The organism is Kitasatospora sp. NPDC087314 (assembly GCF_044744365.1).
In the GTDB taxonomy this organism is placed as follows: Bacteria; Actinomycetota; Actinomycetes; order Streptomycetales; family Streptomycetaceae; genus Kitasatospora.
Genome location: NZ_JBIUYE010000001.1, coordinates 207,178 through 223,532, shown reverse-complemented (window position 1 = coordinate 223,532; position 16,355 = coordinate 207,178). Strand labels below are relative to the sequence as shown.

Sequence of the window (16,355 nt, the reverse complement as noted above, 5' to 3'; positions counted from 1 at the left end):
GACAGAGAACGAAACGTGTGAGTGGCGCCGCGGCCCACCCGTCCCCACGAGTGCCCGGCCGGCGAGCGCCACTTCCGGCAGATTATGTCAGCGTCTGACATTCGGCAAACACTGACTTCTGGCCCTGGCTGACATTTGTCAGAACGCTAAGGTTGTGCTCCCACCCCGCCCGCACGCGCCCGGAAGGCCCCACCATGGCCGCTCGCACCCCCACCCCCACCGCCGCCCCGGTCACCGCCGAACGGCTGCCCGGGCTGCGCGAGCGCAAGAAGCAGCAGACCCGGGACGCCCTCGTCCAGGCCGCCCACGTGCTCTTCCTCGGCCAGGGCTTCGCCCGCACCACCGTCGACGAGATCGCCTCCGCCGTCGAGGTCTCCCAGCGCACCTTCTTCCGCTACTTCGCCAACAAGGACGAGGTCGCGCTCGCCGTGATGGCCGAGGCCGAGGACTACTTCATCGCGTGCCTGCGCCGCCGACCGGCCCACGAGTCCCCGCTGCAGGCGCTGCGCGCCGCGATCGTCCAGTCCTGGCTCGAACTCGGCTCCGAACACCGCTCCGGCCCCGGCTCGATCACCACCGCCCTCGAACTGATGCGGATGATCGAGGAGACCCCCGCCCTGCTCGCCACCCACCTGCGCCGGGTCACCGAGCAGGAGCGGGTGGTCGTCCAGGTGCTCGCCGAGCGCGAGGGCCTCGACCCGACCAGGGACCTGCGCCCCACCGTGCTGGCCGCCGTCTTCGGCAGCGTGCTGCGCGCCGCCCACCTGTCCTGGACCCCCGAGCAGGAGCCCACCGGGCCCGAGGGCATGGTCGCCGTCATCGAGCGCCACTTCGACCAGCTCGGCCCGGCCCTGGCCGGCCACTGGCGCACCGGCCCGCGGCAGGGGCCGCAGTAGGTCCGGAACCGACCCCGGGCAGGACCCCGGTAGGGTCCGGACCAGTGCCGCCCGCAGTACCACCCGGGTATCACCCCCTACCCCGGTAGCACCCCCGATGTTCGACCCCAGTGCGACGACGGGCGGACACCACCCTCCTAGGCTGGCCCGCGATGAACACGATCAGCAAGGCCGAAGTCCGCGCGCAGACCGTCCGGCTGCTCCGCTCGCTCCGGCTCCACCTCACCACCCCGACCGGCGGGCACGCCCCGCTGCTCGGGGACTCCCCCCGGGCCTGGCTGCGGCGGCTGCCGTACGTCGTGGCGCTGATCATGCAGGCGTCGCTGATCCCCACCGGGATCGCCGCCCTGGTCGGCTACTACAACGTCGCCCTGCCGATCGCCGGCGCGCTCACCATCGCCCAGACCGCGCCGCTGCTGCTCGCCATCACCCGGCCGCTGGCCGCCTGGTGGATCAGCGCGGCCACCCTGGTCACCACGGCCTCCATCACCGCCCGGTACGACCAGCACGGCGGCACCTGGCCGTGGACGGCGCCGATGATCCTGGCGTACGTCTTCCTGCTGATCGCGCTCGCGCTGCGGGAGAGCCGGGCCACCCTGATCTCGGTCTGGATCGCCACGATCCTGCTCACCCTCCTCACCACCACGCTCGGCTTCCCGCACTCCGACGACGGCACCACCATGCTGCTGGTCGCCCTCGGCGGCGCCGCCCTGCTGCTGGGCTGGGCCGTCCAGGACCGCACCGAGGCCCGCCGGCTGCTCGCCGAACAGGAGCACATCAGCGAGGCCGAACGCGAGCGGCGCACCCTGCTGGAGGAGCGCGCCCGGATCGCGCGGGAGCTGCACGACGTGGTGGCCCACCACATGTCGGTGATCGCCGTCCAGGCGGCCAGCGCGCCGTACCGGATCACCGGCGTACCGGCCGAGGCCACCGAGGAGTTCACCGCCATCGCCGGCACCGCGCGCGAGTCGCTGGCCGAGATGCGCCGGCTGCTGGGCGTGCTGCGCAGCGAGGAGTCCGCCGCCGAGAAGGTGCCGCAGCCCGGGATCGCGCAACTGCCCCAGCTGATCGAGACGGTGGGGCGGGCCGGGGTCCCGGCCGAGCTGGCCGTGGATCCGGGGCTGGCCGAGGCGGTGCCGCAGGCGGTCGGCCTCTCCGCGTACCGGATCGTGCAGGAGGCGCTGGCCAACGTGGTGCGCCACGCGCCCGGTTCGAAGGTCCGGGTCTGCCTGGTCGACGAGGGCCCCACCCTGCTGCTGACCGTGGTGAACACGCCGCCGCCGAAGCACACCGAGTCGTTGGAGGCCTCCATGGAGGGCACCGGGCAGGGACTGATCGGAATGCGGGAACGCGCCCGGCTGGTCGGTGGCAGGCTGGAGACCGGCCCGATGCCCGACGGCGGCTACAAGGTGGCCGCCGTCCTGCCCCTCGAAACCCCCCGGGAGAAGCCCGCATGACCATCCGCGTGATCATCGTCGACGACCAGGCCATGGTGCGGGCCGGCTTCGCCGCCCTGCTCAACGCCCAGAGCGACATCGACGTGGTGGGGGACGCGGCGGACGGCGCGCAGGCCCTGGAGGTGAGCGGCCGCACCCACCCGGACCTGGTGCTGATGGACGTCCGCATGCCCGTCATGGACGGCCTGGAGGCGGCCCGCCGGCTGCTCGACCCGGCCGTACCCGGCGCGCACCGGCCCAAGGTGATGATGCTGACCACCTTCGACGTGGACGACTACGTGTACGAGGCGCTGCGCGCCGGGGCCAGCGGCTTCCTACTCAAGGACGCCCCGCCCGCCGACCTGATATCCGCGGTCCGGGTGGTCGCGGCCGGCGAGGCGCTGCTCGCCCCCTCGGTGACCCGCCGGCTGATCGAGGACTTCGCCCGCAACCGGCCGGCCCGGCGGCGCGACCCGAAGCTGCGGCTCAACGGCCTGACCCCGCGCGAGACCGAGGTGCTGGAGCTGATCGCCCGCGGCCTGTCCAACCAGGAGATCGCCGCCCGGCTGGTGCTGGCCGAACAGACCGTCAAGACCCACATCGGGCGCATCCTCGCCAAGCTCGACCTGCGCGACCGGGCCCAGGCCGTCGTCCTCGCCTACGAGTCGGGCCTGGTGACCCCGGGCCAGTGAGGCCCGCGGCCCGACCCGGCGCCGCGCTCCGCGCCGCATTCCGCGCCGCATTCCGCGCCGCCGTCCGCGCCGCCGTCCGCGCCGCCGTCCGCGCCTGCCTCCGCGCCGCACCCCCTGCAGTACCCCTTCCTGCACCCCCAGTAGTACCCCGGTAGCACCCGGGAGTTGGCCCCGCGGTGTGACGTCCGCGGGGCCGTCGCATTTCTACCTTCCTCTCCGTCGAAGTCGAACGGACAAGGGAGGGGCCGGACATGGGGAAGTTTCGGGTCAGGAGAGCGATCGCGGCCAGTGGGGTGGTCCTCGCCGCGGTGCTCGGCCTCGGCGGCTTCTCCGCGGACGCCCAGCAGGCCGTCACCGGCCTGCCGCCGGGCAGCGCCGCCTGGGTGGCCGACACCGCGCTCGGCGTCCACCCGCCCGACCCGGCCACCACCACCCCGGCCGAGGTCGCGGCCTTCTTCGCCCGGCTGACGCCCGCTCAGCAGGACGCGCTGGCCGTCCGGCACCCGCTGGTGGTCGGCAACCTGGACGGCGCCCCGGTCCAACTCCGGTACCGGGCCAACACCCTGGCCCTCACCGCCGAACGCGGCCGCGAACTCGCCCGGGCCACCGACCCGGCGCTCACCCCGCAGGACCACGAGGCCGCCCGCGACCGCGCCGAGCGCTACCGCACCCTGCTGGACGGTGGCCGCCAGTTCCTCGCCTTCGACCCGCGCGGCCGCGGCCAGATCGCCGAGGTGTTCGGCGACCTCGCCACCGCCCGCCGCACCGCCGTCGTCGTCCCCGGCTCGGACATCGACCTGCACAACTTCGACCGCGCCTCCAGCCCGTACGGCACCCCCGCCGGCATGGCCCGCTCGCTCTACCAGGCCACCGACCGGCAGACCGCCGTGATCGCCTGGACCGGCTACACCACCCCGCTCGGGATCGGTCTGGACGCCGCCACCGAGGACCTGGCCCGGGCCGGGGCCGAGCGGCTCACCCGGCTGCTCGACGGACTCGCCGTCAGCACCCGCCCGCAGGCCCCGGCCACGGTGTTCTGCCACAGCTACGGCTCGGTGGTCTGCGGCCTGGCCCGCCCCGGCCCCGACCAGGCCTCCGGCGTGGTCGTCCTCGGCTCGCCGGGGATGGGCGTCGGCTCGGCCGCCGACCTCGACCCGCGCGTCCCGCTCTGGGCCACCGCCCGCAACGACTCCGACTGGATCGGCCGGGTCCCCTACGTCTCGGTGCTCGGCCTGGGCCACGGCGCCGACCCGACCGCCCCCGGCTTCGGCGCCCGCCCGCTGCCCGCCACCGGATCCGAGGGCCACGCCGGCTACTTCGCCCCCGGCACCGCCTCCCTCGCCGCCTTCGCCGCCGTCGCGCTCGGCCGCTGACCGCCCTCCACCGAAAGGAGCACCACCATGGCCCACCCGCTCACCGCCCTGCGCAGCGCCGCCCGCCAGGTCGACGCGCGCACCCCCGAGACCCGCGACCGCGCCCTGGACGGGCTGCGCGCCCTCGCCCTGCTCGCCGTACCGGTCGGACACTGGCTGCTCGGCGGCTTCACGCTCTCCGCCGACGGCGCCCTGCACAACGCCAGCCCGCTCTCCGCGCTCGGCGGCCTCGCCCCGATCAGCTGGGTGCTGCAGATGCTCGGGGTGTTCTTCCTGGTCGGCGGCCACTCCTCGGTCCAGTCGCTGGAGCGCGCCCGGGCCAAGGGCGTGACGTACCTGGGGTGGATGCGCGGCCGGACGGTGCGGCTGCTGCGCCCGGTGCTGGGGGTGACGGCCGTCTGGGCGCTGCTGATCGCGCTGCTGCCCGCGCTCGGCGTCCCCTCGGACACCGTGCGGACCGGCGCGACGCTGGTGGTGCAGCCGCTCTGGTACATCGCGGTCTACCTGGGGCTGACCGCGCTCACCCCGCTCTGCGTGGCGGCCGGGCGCCGGCTGGGCGGCTGGTCGGCGGGTGCCCTGGTGGCCGCCGTCGCCACGGTCGACCTGCTGCGGTACGGGCCGTGGGCGGAGGCGATGCCGTCCTGGGTCGGGCTGCTGAACATCCTGCCGGGCTGGCTGTTCGGCTACCAGCTGGGCGTGCTGTGGGCGCAGGGCCGACTCGGCCGCCCGACCGCCCGGGTGCTGCTGCTCGGCGGCGGCGCGCTGTTCGCCACCCTGCTGGTGGTGTTCCACTACCCGGCCAGCATGGTCGGGGTGCCCGGGGTCGAGCGGACCAACTCGCACCCGCCGTCCCTGCTGGTGCTGGCCCTGGCGGCGACGCAGTGCGGCGCCGCGGTGCTGCTGCGGGAGCGGCTGGGCCGCCTGCTGACCCGCCGTCCGCTGCTGTGGCTGCCGGTGGTGGTGGTCAACCTCTCGGCGATGACGATCTTCTGCTGGCACCAGAGCGCGATGCTCGCGGTGGCGGTGCCCGGCGCGGCCGGCCTGGGCGCCCTGCCGGGGCTGACCACCGCGCCGGACTCGTTCGGCTGGGTGGCCGCCCGAGTGGCGCTGCTTCCGCTGTTCGGAGCCGTGCTGGTGGCGATCGGGTGGTTCACCCGGCGGTTCGACGGGCCCTGGACGGCCTTCTCCCGGGCCGGGAAGGCGCTGGCCGCGGCGGGCGCGGCGCTGTTCGCCGCGTACGCGCTGGGCATGGTGTGACCTGCGCCGGAGGGTGATGCACGAAACCGGAGGGTGAGGCACGAAAGGGGCGCGGACCGACCGGTCCGCGCCCCTTCGGCCGTTCCGCCGACGGTTCGGCGCGGGTGGTCCACACCCGGATGCATCCGCATGCGAACCGATACGCACTGTGATGTCCTGTGACGGTCGGCGACCACCGCTGGACCGCGCCCGCCCACGGCCCGTCCGTCCGCATTCGCCGCTCCTCCCCGCACACCCCTTCTCCGAGGAGTTCCATGTCCCCGTCCCCATCACGCCCACAGCCCCGGCCCCGGGCCCGCCGCCGGCTGTCGGCCACCGCCGTGGTCTGCGCGGTGACCACCGGCACCCTGCTCGGCGCCGTCGGGCCGGTCGCCGCCCACGGCGGGCCGGTCACCCCCGGGCAGAACGACCTCGTCCCGCACGTCGCCTCCCCCCGGGTGATGGCCGAGATGCGGGACGACGAGGTCGCCGCGCTCGGCGCCGAACACGCCGAGGAGCACGCCCGGGCCCGCGCCGCCATCCGCGGCATCGGCGACTACCCGCAGACCACCCGCACCAACCGGTACAACGCGCTGACGGCCTCCCAGTCCAGCACCAACGCCGCCTTCGACCCGAAGGTCTTCGGGGCGTTCAAGGAGTACTTCCCCTCCCCCGACTTCGGCGACCACGTCGCGCTGCTGCCCACCGGCAAGGTGCTGCTGTTCTCCTTCGAGCGGATCGAGACCAACCCGGAGAAGGAACCCGCCCCCACCCAGACCACCGGCAAGGAGAACGCCGGCCGGGCCTTCCTCTGGGACCCGGCCAAGGGCACCGGCAAGGACGCCTTCAAGCAGGTCACCCCGCCGGTCGCCGACATGCCGGACGGCCTCAACGAGCCCCGCCCGGTGCCGTTCTTCTGCTCCGGCCACTCCTTCCTGCCCAACGGCATGCTCGGCGTCTTCGGCGGCAACCTGGGCGGCAACGGCGGCACCGGCGCCAAGCTCTCGCTGATCTTCGACCCGTGGACCGAGACCTGGACCCGCAACCCCGACATGTCGGTCGGCCGCTGGTACCCCTCGGTGGTGACCGGCGCCGACGGCCGGCAGCTGATCATGTCCGGCCAGTCCGAACTCGGTTACGGCACCCCGACCCCGGTGGTCGAGCGCTTCCCCGCCAAGGGCTCGCCCGTCCCCCAGGGCAAGAACGACACCCCGAGGAACACCCCGGTGGACCGGTTCAAGGCGGACGGCCCGTTCACCACCGACTACCCGCACCTGTTCTCGCTCAACGACGGCAACGTCTACGGCTTGGGCCGCCAGCCCAACGAGCAGTGGAAGTTCGACCCGGTCGCCGAGTCCCGCAGCGACCTGACGGCCCGCCCGGACGGCCGCAAGCGCAACTACGGCTCCGCCGTGATGCTGCCCGGCGGCGTCAACGGCCCGGACTCCGCCCTGGTCCTCGGCGGCGACCGCGACAACCCGAGCACCCTGCGCTTCTCCAACGGCAGTTGGACCGCCGAGAAGTCCCGCGCGTTCGGTCGCACCCAGGACGACACCCTCCTGCTGCCCAACGGCCGGCTGATGACCGTCAACGGCGCGTACGACATCCGCGACTACGGCAACGGCCCGTACAACCCCAACGCCGACCTCAAGTACCGCCAGGTCGAACTGCGCGACGACCAGGGCAACTGGAAGCTCGGCCCGGTCCAGCGGCTCCCGCGCGGCTACCACTCCAACGCCGTGGTCCTGCCGGACGGACGCGTCATGGTCACCGGGGACGAACTCCAGCAGCTGGCCAACAACACGGACGTCAACGGCACGGTGAGCGGAGTCCCCGGCACCACGGGCCCGGTCACCATGAACGGCACCATCGAGATCTACGAGCCCGCCTACCTGCACCAGGGCGACCGGCCCGCGCTGGACAACCCGCCCACCTCGCCGGTCGGTTACGACAGGACCTTCACGGTCACCAGCACCACCCCGGGCCAAGCCGTCAAGGCCGTCCTGCTGTCGCCGACCACCTCCACCCACTCGGTCAACACCAGTCAGCGCCACCTCGACCTGCGGATCACCAGCCGGGCCGGCAACCGGCTCCAGCTCCAGGCCCCGCCGGACGCCAAGGCCGCGCCGCCCGGCTGGTACATGCTCTTCCTGCTCAACGACCAGGGCGTACCCAGCGTCGCGAAATGGATCCAGCTCAGCTCCTCGGCCTGACCACCCCACCCAGAAAGGAACCCACCCATGGCACCGGATCTGAGACTGCGCGAGAGTGACGAGATCCAGGGCGACATCCTCGCCGGCTTCAAGAAGGACAACGTCAGCGTCCTGTTCCTCAAGTTCGAGGATGCGGGCCGGGCCCGCGAATGGCTGCGCCAACTGGTCCCGCAGATCGCCACCACCCGCGAGGTCGCCACCTTCAACGAGGCGTTCAGCGAGGCCCGCAAGTCCTCGGGCGGCGACGACCCGAAGACGCTCAAGGCCACCTGGCTGGGCGTCAGCTTCACCTACGAGGGCCTGCGCGCGCTCTCCACCACCGACCCGTTCGTGACGCCCCCGCCGGTCGGCAGCGGCCTGGAGGCGTTCAAGGAGGGCTCGGCCAAGCGGGCCGGCGCGCTCGGTGACACCGGCGACAACTCCCCGGAGAACTGGCTCTTCGGCAACGGCAAGAACCAGCCGATCCACGCCGTGCTGAAGCTCTCCGCGGACAGCGAGAAGGACCTCCAGGCGGCCATCGAGGCCCAGCGCATCGCGGCCGCCGAGCAGCGCGTCCTGATCGTCTACCAGCAGAACGCCCAGACCCTGCTGGGCAGCCGCCGCGGCAAGGAGCACTTCGGCTTCAAGGACGGCATCAGCGAGCCCGGCATCAGGGACTTCGACCGGCCCGACCCGGCCAGGCCTGAGGAGATGGACGGCCACCCCGGCACCCGGCTCATCCCGCCCGGCGAGTTCGTCTGCGGCGAGGACAACGACCCGTTCAGCTTCCCGAAGGACCAGTACCCGGTCTGGTCGCGCAACGGCTCCTTCCAGGTGATCCGCCGGCTCGCCCAGGACGTCCCCGGCTGGTGGTCGCAGGTCTCGATCAAGCTGCGGGAGCTCAAGCAGGCCAAGGCCGTCCCGGACAGCGCCACCACCGAGTGGCTGGCCGCCCGGATGGTCGGCCGCTGGCGCTCCGGCGCCCCGGTCTGCAAGCACCAGGACCGGGACGTCCCGAACACCCCGAGCGCGGCCTCGGACAACGACTTCGACTTCCGGGACGATCTGGAGGGCCTGGTCACCCCGCTCTGGTCACACCTGCGCAAGACCAGCCCGCGCGCCGCCCTGCAGGAGAGCCCGGACAAGGAGCCGATCGCCGCCAAGGACCTCGACGGCCGGCGGATCATGCGCCGCGGCACGCCGTACGGGGCCCCGTTCGACCCGGCGTCCGAGGGCCCGGGCGGTCCCGACGACCCGCGCGGCCTGCTGTTCATCTGCTACCAGGCCGACATCCAGCGGCAGTTCGAGTTCATCCAGGCCGACTGGATGGACCAGCCGAACTTCCCGCCCAACCGTCAGACGGACACCACCCCGCCCGGGCACGCGGGGCCGCGGCCCGTCCCCGGCAAGGACCCGGTCACCCAGGAGGCCCCCGACGTCGACTTCGAGAGCCGGGCCCAGGACGGCACGATCAGGCACACCCCGGTGAGCTTCCAGCAGTTCGTGCAGACCACCGGCTCGGTGTACGCCTTCATGCCGTCCATCAGCGTGTTGAAGGCGCTCTGCGACGGCCGGCTCACCCCGCAGGGCGGCGGGCAGACCACCGGCCAGGGCGGGCAGACCGGGCAGACCCAGCAGCAGGGCGGCGGCCGGCAGCCCGAGCCGCAGCCGGTGAAGGCGTACCCGTGCGACGAGTTCCTCCCCGTCCCGGACCAGCAGCGCCGGGCCGGGCAGAGCCAGTACTGGGCGTTCCACGGCGACCGGTGCCGGCTGATCTCGGTGGCCGACGGCTCCGCCCACACCGACCGCAAGGTCGAGGACGACACCTGGCTGACCACCTGGTCCTGTCTGCAGGGCGTCGGCCGGGTCGACTGCATCCTGCCGATGCCGGACCTGCAGAACCCGGGCGGGAAGAGCTGGTACTGGGTGTTCCACAGCACCAGCGGCCGCCAGCAGTACCGGGCCGTCTCGATCACCTGCGGCGGCGGCCGCTACACCACCGCGCTGGAGCGCGCGGACCGCGACCTCACCGCCTGGGGCTCGCTCAGCGGCGTCGGCCAGGTGGACTGCTGGCTGCCGGTGCCCGACCAGCAGCGGGTCGGCGGGAAGAGCTGGTACTGGGTGTTCCACACCACCAGCGGCCGCCAGCAGTACCGGCTCTGCTCGATCGCCGACGGCTCCGCGCACACCGACGTCCGGGAGCGCACCGACCGTGAGATCTCCCAGTGGGGCTCGCTGAACGGCCTGAGCCGGGTGGACTGCTTCCTGCCCGTCCCGGACTGCCAACGGGTCGGCGGCCAGAGCGAGTACTGGGCGTTCTGCGGCCAGAGCTACCGCCGGATCTCGATCGCCGACGGCAGCGGCCACCCCGACCGACTGGTCTCCGGCGACCGCTCCTGCGATGCCTGGGCCTCGCTGGGCTGACCGGCCACATCGGCCAGATCGGCCAGACCGGACCGCACGCCCCCGGTACGCCTCGCGCGCACCGGGGGCGCGTTGTCGGCGCCGGTCGGTCTAACCTGCCGCCATGGTGACGTTCGAGGAGTTCCGCGCGATGGCGCTCGCCCTGCCGGAGGCCGCGCAGGAACCGACCTGGGACATCGAGACCCTGCGGGTGCGCGGCAGGATCTTCGCGATGGGCGCCCCCGGGGGCCTGGCGGTCACCGTCAAGGCCTCCCCCGCGGACCAGGCCGAACTGCTGGCCGCCGAGCCCGAGGTGTTCTCCAGCGCCCCGTACGTCGGGCGGCACGGCTGGGTGAGCGTCCGGCTGGACCGCGTCGACCCGGAGGAACTGCGCGACCTGGTCGTGGAGGCCTGGCGACGGACGGCACCCAAGCGCATGCTGCGCGAGTTCGACGCGCACGACACGCCCTGACGCCGAAACGACACCGCCGGTTCATGTGATCCATCCCACAGTTTGGGCGGGCGCGTCACCTCCCGGGGCACCCTACGCTTGCGCAAGGAAGCAAGCAGTCTTATCGCACCCTCCGGGCACCGCCCGAGAAACGGTGACGGGCCCCAAGGGAGTTGGTGCGGTGCGCAACCGTCGACGCTGGAAGCGGGTATTGATCGGGGCGTTCGCGGGTTGTGCCGTGCTCGCCGACGCCGGCGCCGCGGCGGCCCAGGCGGCCGCCTCCACCGAGCAGTTGGCGATCTCCACGCCCCCGGCCGGCAGCGCCGCCTGGGGCCGGGACCACACCTTCGGCCGCACCCTGCCCGACCCTGCCACCACCAGCCCGGCCGCCACCGCCGAGTTCTTCGCCTCGCTCGCCCCCACCGAGCTGGACCGGCTGATCCAGGACTACCCGCTGGTCGTCGGCAACTTCGACGGCGCCCCGCTGGGCCTGCGCTACCGTGCCAACAAGATCGCGCTGACCGCCGAGCGCGACCACGCCCGGGCCCGCGCCGCCGACCCGAAGCTCGACTCCGACACCCGCCAGCTGGCCGTCTCCCGCGCCAACGACGTCGAGCACCTGCTCTCCCCCGACCGCCAGGTCCTCGCCTTCGACCCGCGCGGCCGCGGCCTGGTCACCGAGGTGTGGGGCGACCTCGCCGACGCCGAGCGGATCTCCGTCCTGGTGCCCGGCTCGGACGCCGACCTCGGCCACTTCGACCAGACCGTCGAACCGCTGCGCTCCCCCGCCGGCATGGCCCGCGCGCTGTACGCCGAAGAGCAGAAGCAGGCGCCGAACACCCGCACCGCGGTGATCGCCTGGACCGGCTACGTCACCCCCTCCGGCCTCGGCCCGGACGCCGTCACCTCCCGGCTCGCCGACGTCGGCGCGCCCCGGCTGCAGCGGCTGCTCGCCGGGCTCAAGGAGACCACCCGGCCGGACGCGCCCCCGGCCCTGCTCTGCCACTCGTACGGCTCCGTGGTCTGCGGCAACGCCGCCCCCGAGATCCCGCGCGCGGCCGCCTCGCCCTCCGACGTCTCCGGGGTCACCGACCTGATGGTGTTCGGCAGCCCCGGCATGGGCGTGCAGAGCACCAGCGAGCTGGGCACCGGCGTGCACGTCTGGGCCACCCGCAACCCCAGCGACTGGATCGGCAACGTCCCGTACCTGGAGGTCGGCGGGCTCGGCCACGGCGCCGACCCGACCGGCAGCGGCTTCGGCGCCGAGCAGATCTCCTCGGCCCGCGCGGCCGGCCACAACGGCTACTTCACCGAGGGCACCGACAGCCTGCACAACTTCGCGGCGATCTCGCTCGGCCACTACCAGGACGTCGTCCGGCCCGCCCCGAGCTCCTGATCCCGCCCGCCCGACCCCTGCGGGCCGGCCGGAAGGGCCCTGGGGCCTCCCTAGTCCTGGTAGAGGCGCAGGGCGTCCGCCGCCGCCCGGGCCAGCTCGCGGCGGGCCGCGGGCGGGCCCAGCACCTCGACGTCCGCGCCGAAGGCGAGCAGCGAGCGGACGGCCGCCGGCGCCGGGAAGACCATCGCCACCTCGACCCACTCCTCGGCCGGCCCGGCGCCCCCCTCCGGTGGCGGCGCGGTGACCCGGCCACCGTGGATGCGGACGAACATGTCCAGCCGCCCGCGCCGCACCCGCACCCGGACCGGCAGTTCCTTCGGCAGCCGCTCCACCTGCTCGCGCAGCACCGCCCAGGCGTCCCCGAGCCCCACCCCGGGACGGCGGCGCACCGCCTCGTCGGTGGTCTCGGCGGCCAGCACCCGGTCGGCCCGGAACAGCCGGGGCTCACCGCGCAGATCGGCCACCAGGTACCAGACCGAGGCCTTGCTCACCAGCCCGTACGGGTCGACGGTGTACTCCACCGGCGCGGGCGTGCCGCTGTGCCGGTAGCGCAGCCGCAACCGCCGGTCGGCGAACACCGCGTACTGCAGTTCGCCCAGTTCCGGCCCGGCCGCGGCACCGGCCGCCGGGCCGCTCTGCATCCAGCGGGCCGGGTCGACCAGGATGCGCTCGGTGACCCGCTCCGCGGCCGGGCGGTGCGGGGCCGGCAGCGCGGCCATCACCTTGCGCAGCGCCGAGCCGAGCGCGCCGTCCAGCCCGAGGTCGCTGTGCGCGCCCTGGGCGGAGAGCACGAACAGGGCCCGGGCCTCGTCCGCGGTCAGGCCGGTGACGTCGGTACGGTAGCCGGGCAGCAGGCTGATGCCGCCGTGCCGGCCGCGTTCGGTGAACACGGGCACGCCGGCGGCGGAGAGCGACTCCACGTCGCGGTAGATGGTGCGGACGGACACCTCCAGGCGCTCGGCCAGTTCGGTGGCGGGCACCCGGCCGCGGGTCTGGAGCAGGAGCAGGATCGAGAGCAGGCGGTCGGCCTTCATGGCAGCAGAATCCCAGCAATCCTGACGGCGGTTGTCAGGTTTTACTGGGAGATTGCCGTCCGAGCCCGAAAGCCCGCCCGACATCAGGGAGCTGACTCCACGTGACCTTCGTCCAGGACGCCCGCCCGCAGTACCTGCTCGCCCTCGGCCAGTTGGCGAAGCTGTTCGCCGAGATCACCCCGGAGGCCCTCGACCGGCCCACCCCGTGCACCGAGTTCACGCTGCGGCAGCTGCTGGGCCACGTGGTCGGCGGCGTCCACCGATTCGCGTACATGGGCGAGGGAGGCCGGGCCGAGGACGTCGTCGCGGCCACCGGGGACCTGCCGGACGACGCCTGGCCGGGCGCGCTGGACCGGGCCCGCGCCCGGGCCGCCGCGGCCTGGGCGGACGACGCCGCGCTGGAGCGCCCGACCCACGCGCCCTGGGGCGTGGTGCCCGGCCGGATCGCGGTCGGCGGCTACCTGATGGAGACGGTCGCCCACACCTGGGACATCGCCCGCGCGCTCGGCTCCGACCAGCCCTTGGACGACGCGCTGGCACACGCCGCGCTGGCCGTCGCCGAAGCCGTCCTGTCGGCCGAACACCGCGGCGGCCCCGTCCCGTTCGCCGCGGTGCGGCCGGTCGCACCGGACGCCGACGTGCACACCCGGCTGGCCGCCTGGCTGGGCCGGGAGGTCTGAGCGGCGCCCACCCGGTTCGGCCCCTGTCCCGGCAGTGGGGGAGCGGCACGGGCGGCCGCTCCCCCACCGGACACCGGACCTACTCCCGCCCGACCTGGGTGAAGCGCATGTCCGGGTAACGGTCCCCGGCCACCTCGCCCGCCACCGGCTCCAGCCGGGCCAGTTCCCCGGCGGTGAGCCGCAGCGTGGCGGCCGCGGTGTTCTCGGCGAGCCGGCTGCGCTTGCGGGTGCCGGGGATCGGCACGACGGTCAGCCCGTGCACCTCCGCCCGCTGGTGGACCCAGGCCAGCGCGACCTGTGCGAGGGTCACCCCGCGGTCCGTCGCGATCTCCCGCAGCGGCGCCAGGAGTTCGGCGTTGGCCGCCGCGTTGGGGCCGGTGAAGCGCGGCTGGGTGCGCCGGACGTCGTCCGCCGCGAGCTGCTCGGCGGCCTGGAACGCGCCGGTCAGGAAGCCCCGGCCGAGCGGCGAGTACGGCACGAAGGCGACGCCCAGTTCGGCCGCGGCCGGCACCGCCGTGCGCTCGACGTCCCGGGCGAACACCGACCACTCGGACTGCAGCGCGGCGATCGGGTGGATCGCGTGCGCCTCGCGCAGTTCGGCGCCGGTCACCTCGGACAGGCCGAGCCGGCGCACCTTGCCGGCCCGGACCAGCTCGGCCATGGCGCCGACCGATTCGGCCAGCGGCACGGCCGGGTCGCGGCGGTGCATGTAGTAGAGGTCGATCTCGTCCACGCCGAGGCGGCGCAGCGAGGCGTCCGCGGCAGCCCGGATGTACGCCGGGTCGTTGCGGATGCCGCGGTAGGACGGGTCCTCCTCCTTGCGTTCGAGGGCGAACTTGGTGGCGAGCACCACCTTGTCGCGGTTGGCCCGGATGAAGGGGCCGATCAGCTCCTCGTTGCGGCCGAAGCCGTAGGCGTCGGCGGTGTCGAACAGGGTGACGCCGGCCTCCAGGGCAGCGTCCAGGGTGGCGAGGGCCTCGGTGCGGTCGGTCGGGCCGTAGAACTCGCTCATGCCCATGCAGCCGAGGCCCTGGACGCCCACGGACGGGCCGTCGGCTCCGAGTCGGACGGTGGGGAGGGTGGGGACGGTCATTGGCTCTGCTTCTTCCTCTGCGTACGGCGTGCTGGTGGCGGCTACTCGTGGCGGCAGACCGCCGGTCCCTCGGACGCGGCGATCCGGCCGGAGTACAGGTCGATCTTGTAGTCGAGGACGGCGAGAGTGGCCTGGAGGTCGGCGACACGCTGGCGGACCTCCTCACGCTGGTCGACCAGCAGCTGGCGTCGCGCCTCGAAGGTCCGCTCACCCTGGCGGGCCAGCTCCACGTAGCGGAGCATGTCGGCGATCGGCATGCCGGTCAGCCGCAGCCGGCCCAGGAAGGCCAACCGGTGCAGGTCGGCGTCGCTGTAGCGGCGCTGGCCGCTGGCGGAGCGGTCGACCGGGTCGAGCAGGCCGATCCGCTCGTACCAGCGCAGCGTGTGGGCGGTGAGTCCGCTGGCCGCGGCGACCTCGCTGATGGTGTGCCGCGGGGTCCGGTCCGGATCGCCGACCGGCCGGTGGAAGACCTCGGCGCAGCTCTGCAGGTCGAGTTCAACGGGTGCGAGCGTGGCCATGATCGGTTACCCCCTGTGGTGAGCGGTGACAACGACGCTATCGAGTTGGAGTGCACTCCAAGCAAGCCTCCCAGCCGGGTGCTCCCGCCACCTGTTTTCGGGCCTTCGTTAGAGTCGGGCGCATGGAGAGCTTGCGGATGATCGAGAACTGGCCGGTGCCCCACGCCGCGGCGGCGGTGGTCCGGGGGGCGGACGGCGCGGTGCTGGGCACGTACGGGCCGCAGCAGCACCTGTTCCCGCTGGCGTCGGTGACCAAGCTGCTCACCTCGTACGCGGTGCTGGTCGCGGTCGAGGAGGGCGTCTTCGAGCTGGACGACCCGGCCGGGCCGGCCGGCTCGACCGTCCGCCACCTGCTCGCGCACACCTCCGGCCTGGGCTTCGACGAGGACCGGGTGTTCGCGGAGCCCGGCAACCGCCGGCTGTACTCCAACGCGGGCTTCGACGCGCTGGCGCGGACGCTGTCCGACGCCGCCGGGATCGAGTTCTCCCGGTACGCCGCCGAGGCGGTGTTCGAGCCGCTGGGCATGCACGACACGCTGCTCAACACGGCGCACAAGTCCCCGGCCGGCGCCGGCGGCCTGTCCACGGTCGCGGACCTGGTCCGGTTCGCCGCCGAACTGCAGTCCCCGAAGCTGCTGGACCCGTCCACCGTCCGGCAGGCCACCCGCGAGGTCGCCTTCCCGGGCACCAGCGGCGTCCTGCCCGGCTACGGCCACCGCCGCCCGAACGACTGGGGCCTCGGCTTCGAGATCCGCGACGGCAAGTCCCCGCACTGGACGGGCACCGCCAACTCGCCCGCCACCTTCGGCCACTTCGGCCAGTCCGGCACCTTCCTGTGGGTCGACCCGGAGGCCGGCGTGGCCTGCGTCGCGCTCACCGACCGGGACTTCGGCCCGTGGGCCGCCGAGGTCTGGCCTCCCCTCTCGGACGCGGTGCTGGCCGAGGTCCGGTAGGA

At 73.8% G+C, this 16,355-nt stretch carries 14 protein-coding genes; 11 read left to right on the top strand and 3 right to left on the bottom strand.

Annotated features, from left to right (window positions below; translation table 11 throughout):
• Nucleotides 1–194 precede the first annotated feature (194 nt).
• From ACIO5E_RS01035 to ACIO5E_RS00995, 9 genes are all read left to right on the top strand, one after another.
• On the top strand, nt 195–896 hold the full coding sequence (locus ACIO5E_RS01035; protein WP_400662008.1) for a TetR/AcrR family transcriptional regulator: 702 nt from the start codon (nt 195–197) through the stop codon (nt 894–896).
• 152 nt (nt 897–1,048) lie between these two features.
• A complete protein-coding gene (locus ACIO5E_RS01030; RefSeq protein ID WP_400662006.1) occupies nt 1,049–2,353 on the top strand; it encodes a sensor histidine kinase in 1,305 nt (434 codons plus the stop codon).
• Nucleotides 2,350–3,024: a response regulator transcription factor gene (locus ACIO5E_RS01025; protein WP_280676732.1), complete on the top strand. Its 675-nt coding sequence runs from the start codon at nt 2,350–2,352 to the stop codon at nt 3,022–3,024. Before ACIO5E_RS01030 ends, ACIO5E_RS01025 begins: the two co-directional genes overlap by 4 nt.
• Before the next feature lie 251 nt (nt 3,025–3,275).
• Entirely contained in the window at nt 3,276–4,397 is a 1,122-nt protein-coding gene (locus tag ACIO5E_RS01020; RefSeq protein ID WP_400662004.1) for an alpha/beta hydrolase, read from the top strand.
• A 27-nt stretch (nt 4,398–4,424) separates the two neighbouring features.
• A complete protein-coding gene (locus ACIO5E_RS01015; protein ID WP_400662001.1) occupies nt 4,425–5,654 on the top strand; it encodes an acyltransferase in 1,230 nt (409 codons plus the stop codon).
• Nucleotides 5,655–5,908: 254 nt separating this feature from the next.
• Nucleotides 5,909–7,846, top strand: coding sequence for a galactose oxidase-like domain-containing protein (locus ACIO5E_RS01010; protein WP_400661998.1), 1,938 nt, complete (start codon nt 5,909–5,911; stop codon nt 7,844–7,846).
• 27 nt (nt 7,847–7,873) lie between these two features.
• Nucleotides 7,874–10,249 carry a Dyp-type peroxidase gene (locus tag ACIO5E_RS01005; protein ID WP_400661995.1) on the top strand — a complete coding sequence of 792 codons (2,376 nt, stop codon included), beginning with the start codon at nt 7,874–7,876 and terminating at the stop codon, nt 10,247–10,249.
• Between the two features lie 103 nt (nt 10,250–10,352).
• Nucleotides 10,353–10,700 carry an MmcQ/YjbR family DNA-binding protein gene (locus tag ACIO5E_RS01000; RefSeq protein WP_280676742.1) on the top strand — a complete coding sequence of 116 codons (348 nt, stop codon included), beginning with the start codon at nt 10,353–10,355 and terminating at the stop codon, nt 10,698–10,700.
• A gap of 160 nt (nt 10,701–10,860) precedes the next feature.
• On the top strand, nt 10,861–12,075 hold the full coding sequence (locus ACIO5E_RS00995; protein WP_400661991.1) for an alpha/beta hydrolase: 1,215 nt from the start codon (nt 10,861–10,863) through the stop codon (nt 12,073–12,075).
• 50 nt (nt 12,076–12,125) lie between these two features.
• Here ACIO5E_RS00995 and ACIO5E_RS00990 read toward each other — a convergent pair whose 3' ends face one another.
• Nucleotides 12,126–13,109 (bottom strand): helix-turn-helix transcriptional regulator, encoded by a 984-nt coding sequence (locus ACIO5E_RS00990; RefSeq protein WP_400661988.1) that lies wholly within the window; start codon nt 13,107–13,109, stop codon nt 12,126–12,128.
• 101 nt (nt 13,110–13,210) lie between these two features.
• On the opposite strand from ACIO5E_RS00990, the gene ACIO5E_RS00985 reads away from it, so the two are divergent.
• The gene (locus ACIO5E_RS00985; protein ID WP_400661986.1) at nt 13,211–13,789 is read left to right on the top strand and encodes a TIGR03086 family metal-binding protein; all 579 of its coding nucleotides are present in this window, start codon (nt 13,211–13,213) and stop codon (nt 13,787–13,789) included.
• A gap of 79 nt (nt 13,790–13,868) precedes the next feature.
• On the opposite strand, the gene ACIO5E_RS00980 is transcribed toward ACIO5E_RS00985, so the two are convergent.
• Entirely contained in the window at nt 13,869–14,882 is a 1,014-nt protein-coding gene (locus tag ACIO5E_RS00980) for an aldo/keto reductase (protein WP_400661983.1), read from the bottom strand.
• A 41-nt stretch (nt 14,883–14,923) separates the two neighbouring features.
• Nucleotides 14,924–15,400 carry a MerR family transcriptional regulator gene (locus tag ACIO5E_RS00975; protein WP_400661980.1) on the bottom strand — a complete coding sequence of 159 codons (477 nt, stop codon included), beginning with the start codon at nt 15,398–15,400 and terminating at the stop codon, nt 14,924–14,926.
• 122 nt (nt 15,401–15,522) lie between these two features.
• On the opposite strand from ACIO5E_RS00975, the gene ACIO5E_RS00970 reads away from it, so the two are divergent.
• Nucleotides 15,523–16,353, top strand: coding sequence for a serine hydrolase domain-containing protein (locus tag ACIO5E_RS00970; protein ID WP_400661978.1), 831 nt, complete (start codon nt 15,523–15,525; stop codon nt 16,351–16,353).
• Nucleotides 16,354–16,355 lie beyond the last annotated feature (2 nt).

Coding starts and splice junctions, on each gene's coding strand:
- ACIO5E_RS01020 (WP_400662004.1), top strand. CDS start 3,276: ATGGGGAAGTTTCGGGTCAGGAGAGCGATCGCGGCCAGTGGGGTGGTC.
- ACIO5E_RS01035 (WP_400662008.1), top strand. CDS start 195: ATGGCCGCTCGCACCCCCACCCCCACCGCCGCCCCGGTCACCGCCGAA.
- ACIO5E_RS01015 (WP_400662001.1), top strand. CDS start 4,425: ATGGCCCACCCGCTCACCGCCCTGCGCAGCGCCGCCCGCCAGGTCGAC.
- ACIO5E_RS01000 (WP_280676742.1), top strand. CDS start 10,353: ATGGTGACGTTCGAGGAGTTCCGCGCGATGGCGCTCGCCCTGCCGGAG.
- ACIO5E_RS00975 (WP_400661980.1), bottom strand. CDS start 15,400: ATGGCCACGCTCGCACCCGTTGAACTCGACCTGCAGAGCTGCGCCGAG.
- ACIO5E_RS00990 (WP_400661988.1), bottom strand. CDS start 13,109: ATGAAGGCCGACCGCCTGCTCTCGATCCTGCTCCTGCTCCAGACCCGC.
- ACIO5E_RS01030 (WP_400662006.1), top strand. CDS start 1,049: ATGAACACGATCAGCAAGGCCGAAGTCCGCGCGCAGACCGTCCGGCTG.
- ACIO5E_RS01010 (WP_400661998.1), top strand. CDS start 5,909: ATGTCCCCGTCCCCATCACGCCCACAGCCCCGGCCCCGGGCCCGCCGC.
- ACIO5E_RS01005 (WP_400661995.1), top strand. CDS start 7,874: ATGGCACCGGATCTGAGACTGCGCGAGAGTGACGAGATCCAGGGCGAC.
- ACIO5E_RS00970 (WP_400661978.1), top strand. CDS start 15,523: ATGGAGAGCTTGCGGATGATCGAGAACTGGCCGGTGCCCCACGCCGCG.
- ACIO5E_RS01025 (WP_280676732.1), top strand. CDS start 2,350: ATGACCATCCGCGTGATCATCGTCGACGACCAGGCCATGGTGCGGGCC.
- ACIO5E_RS00980 (WP_400661983.1), bottom strand. CDS start 14,882: ATGACCGTCCCCACCCTCCCCACCGTCCGACTCGGAGCCGACGGCCCG.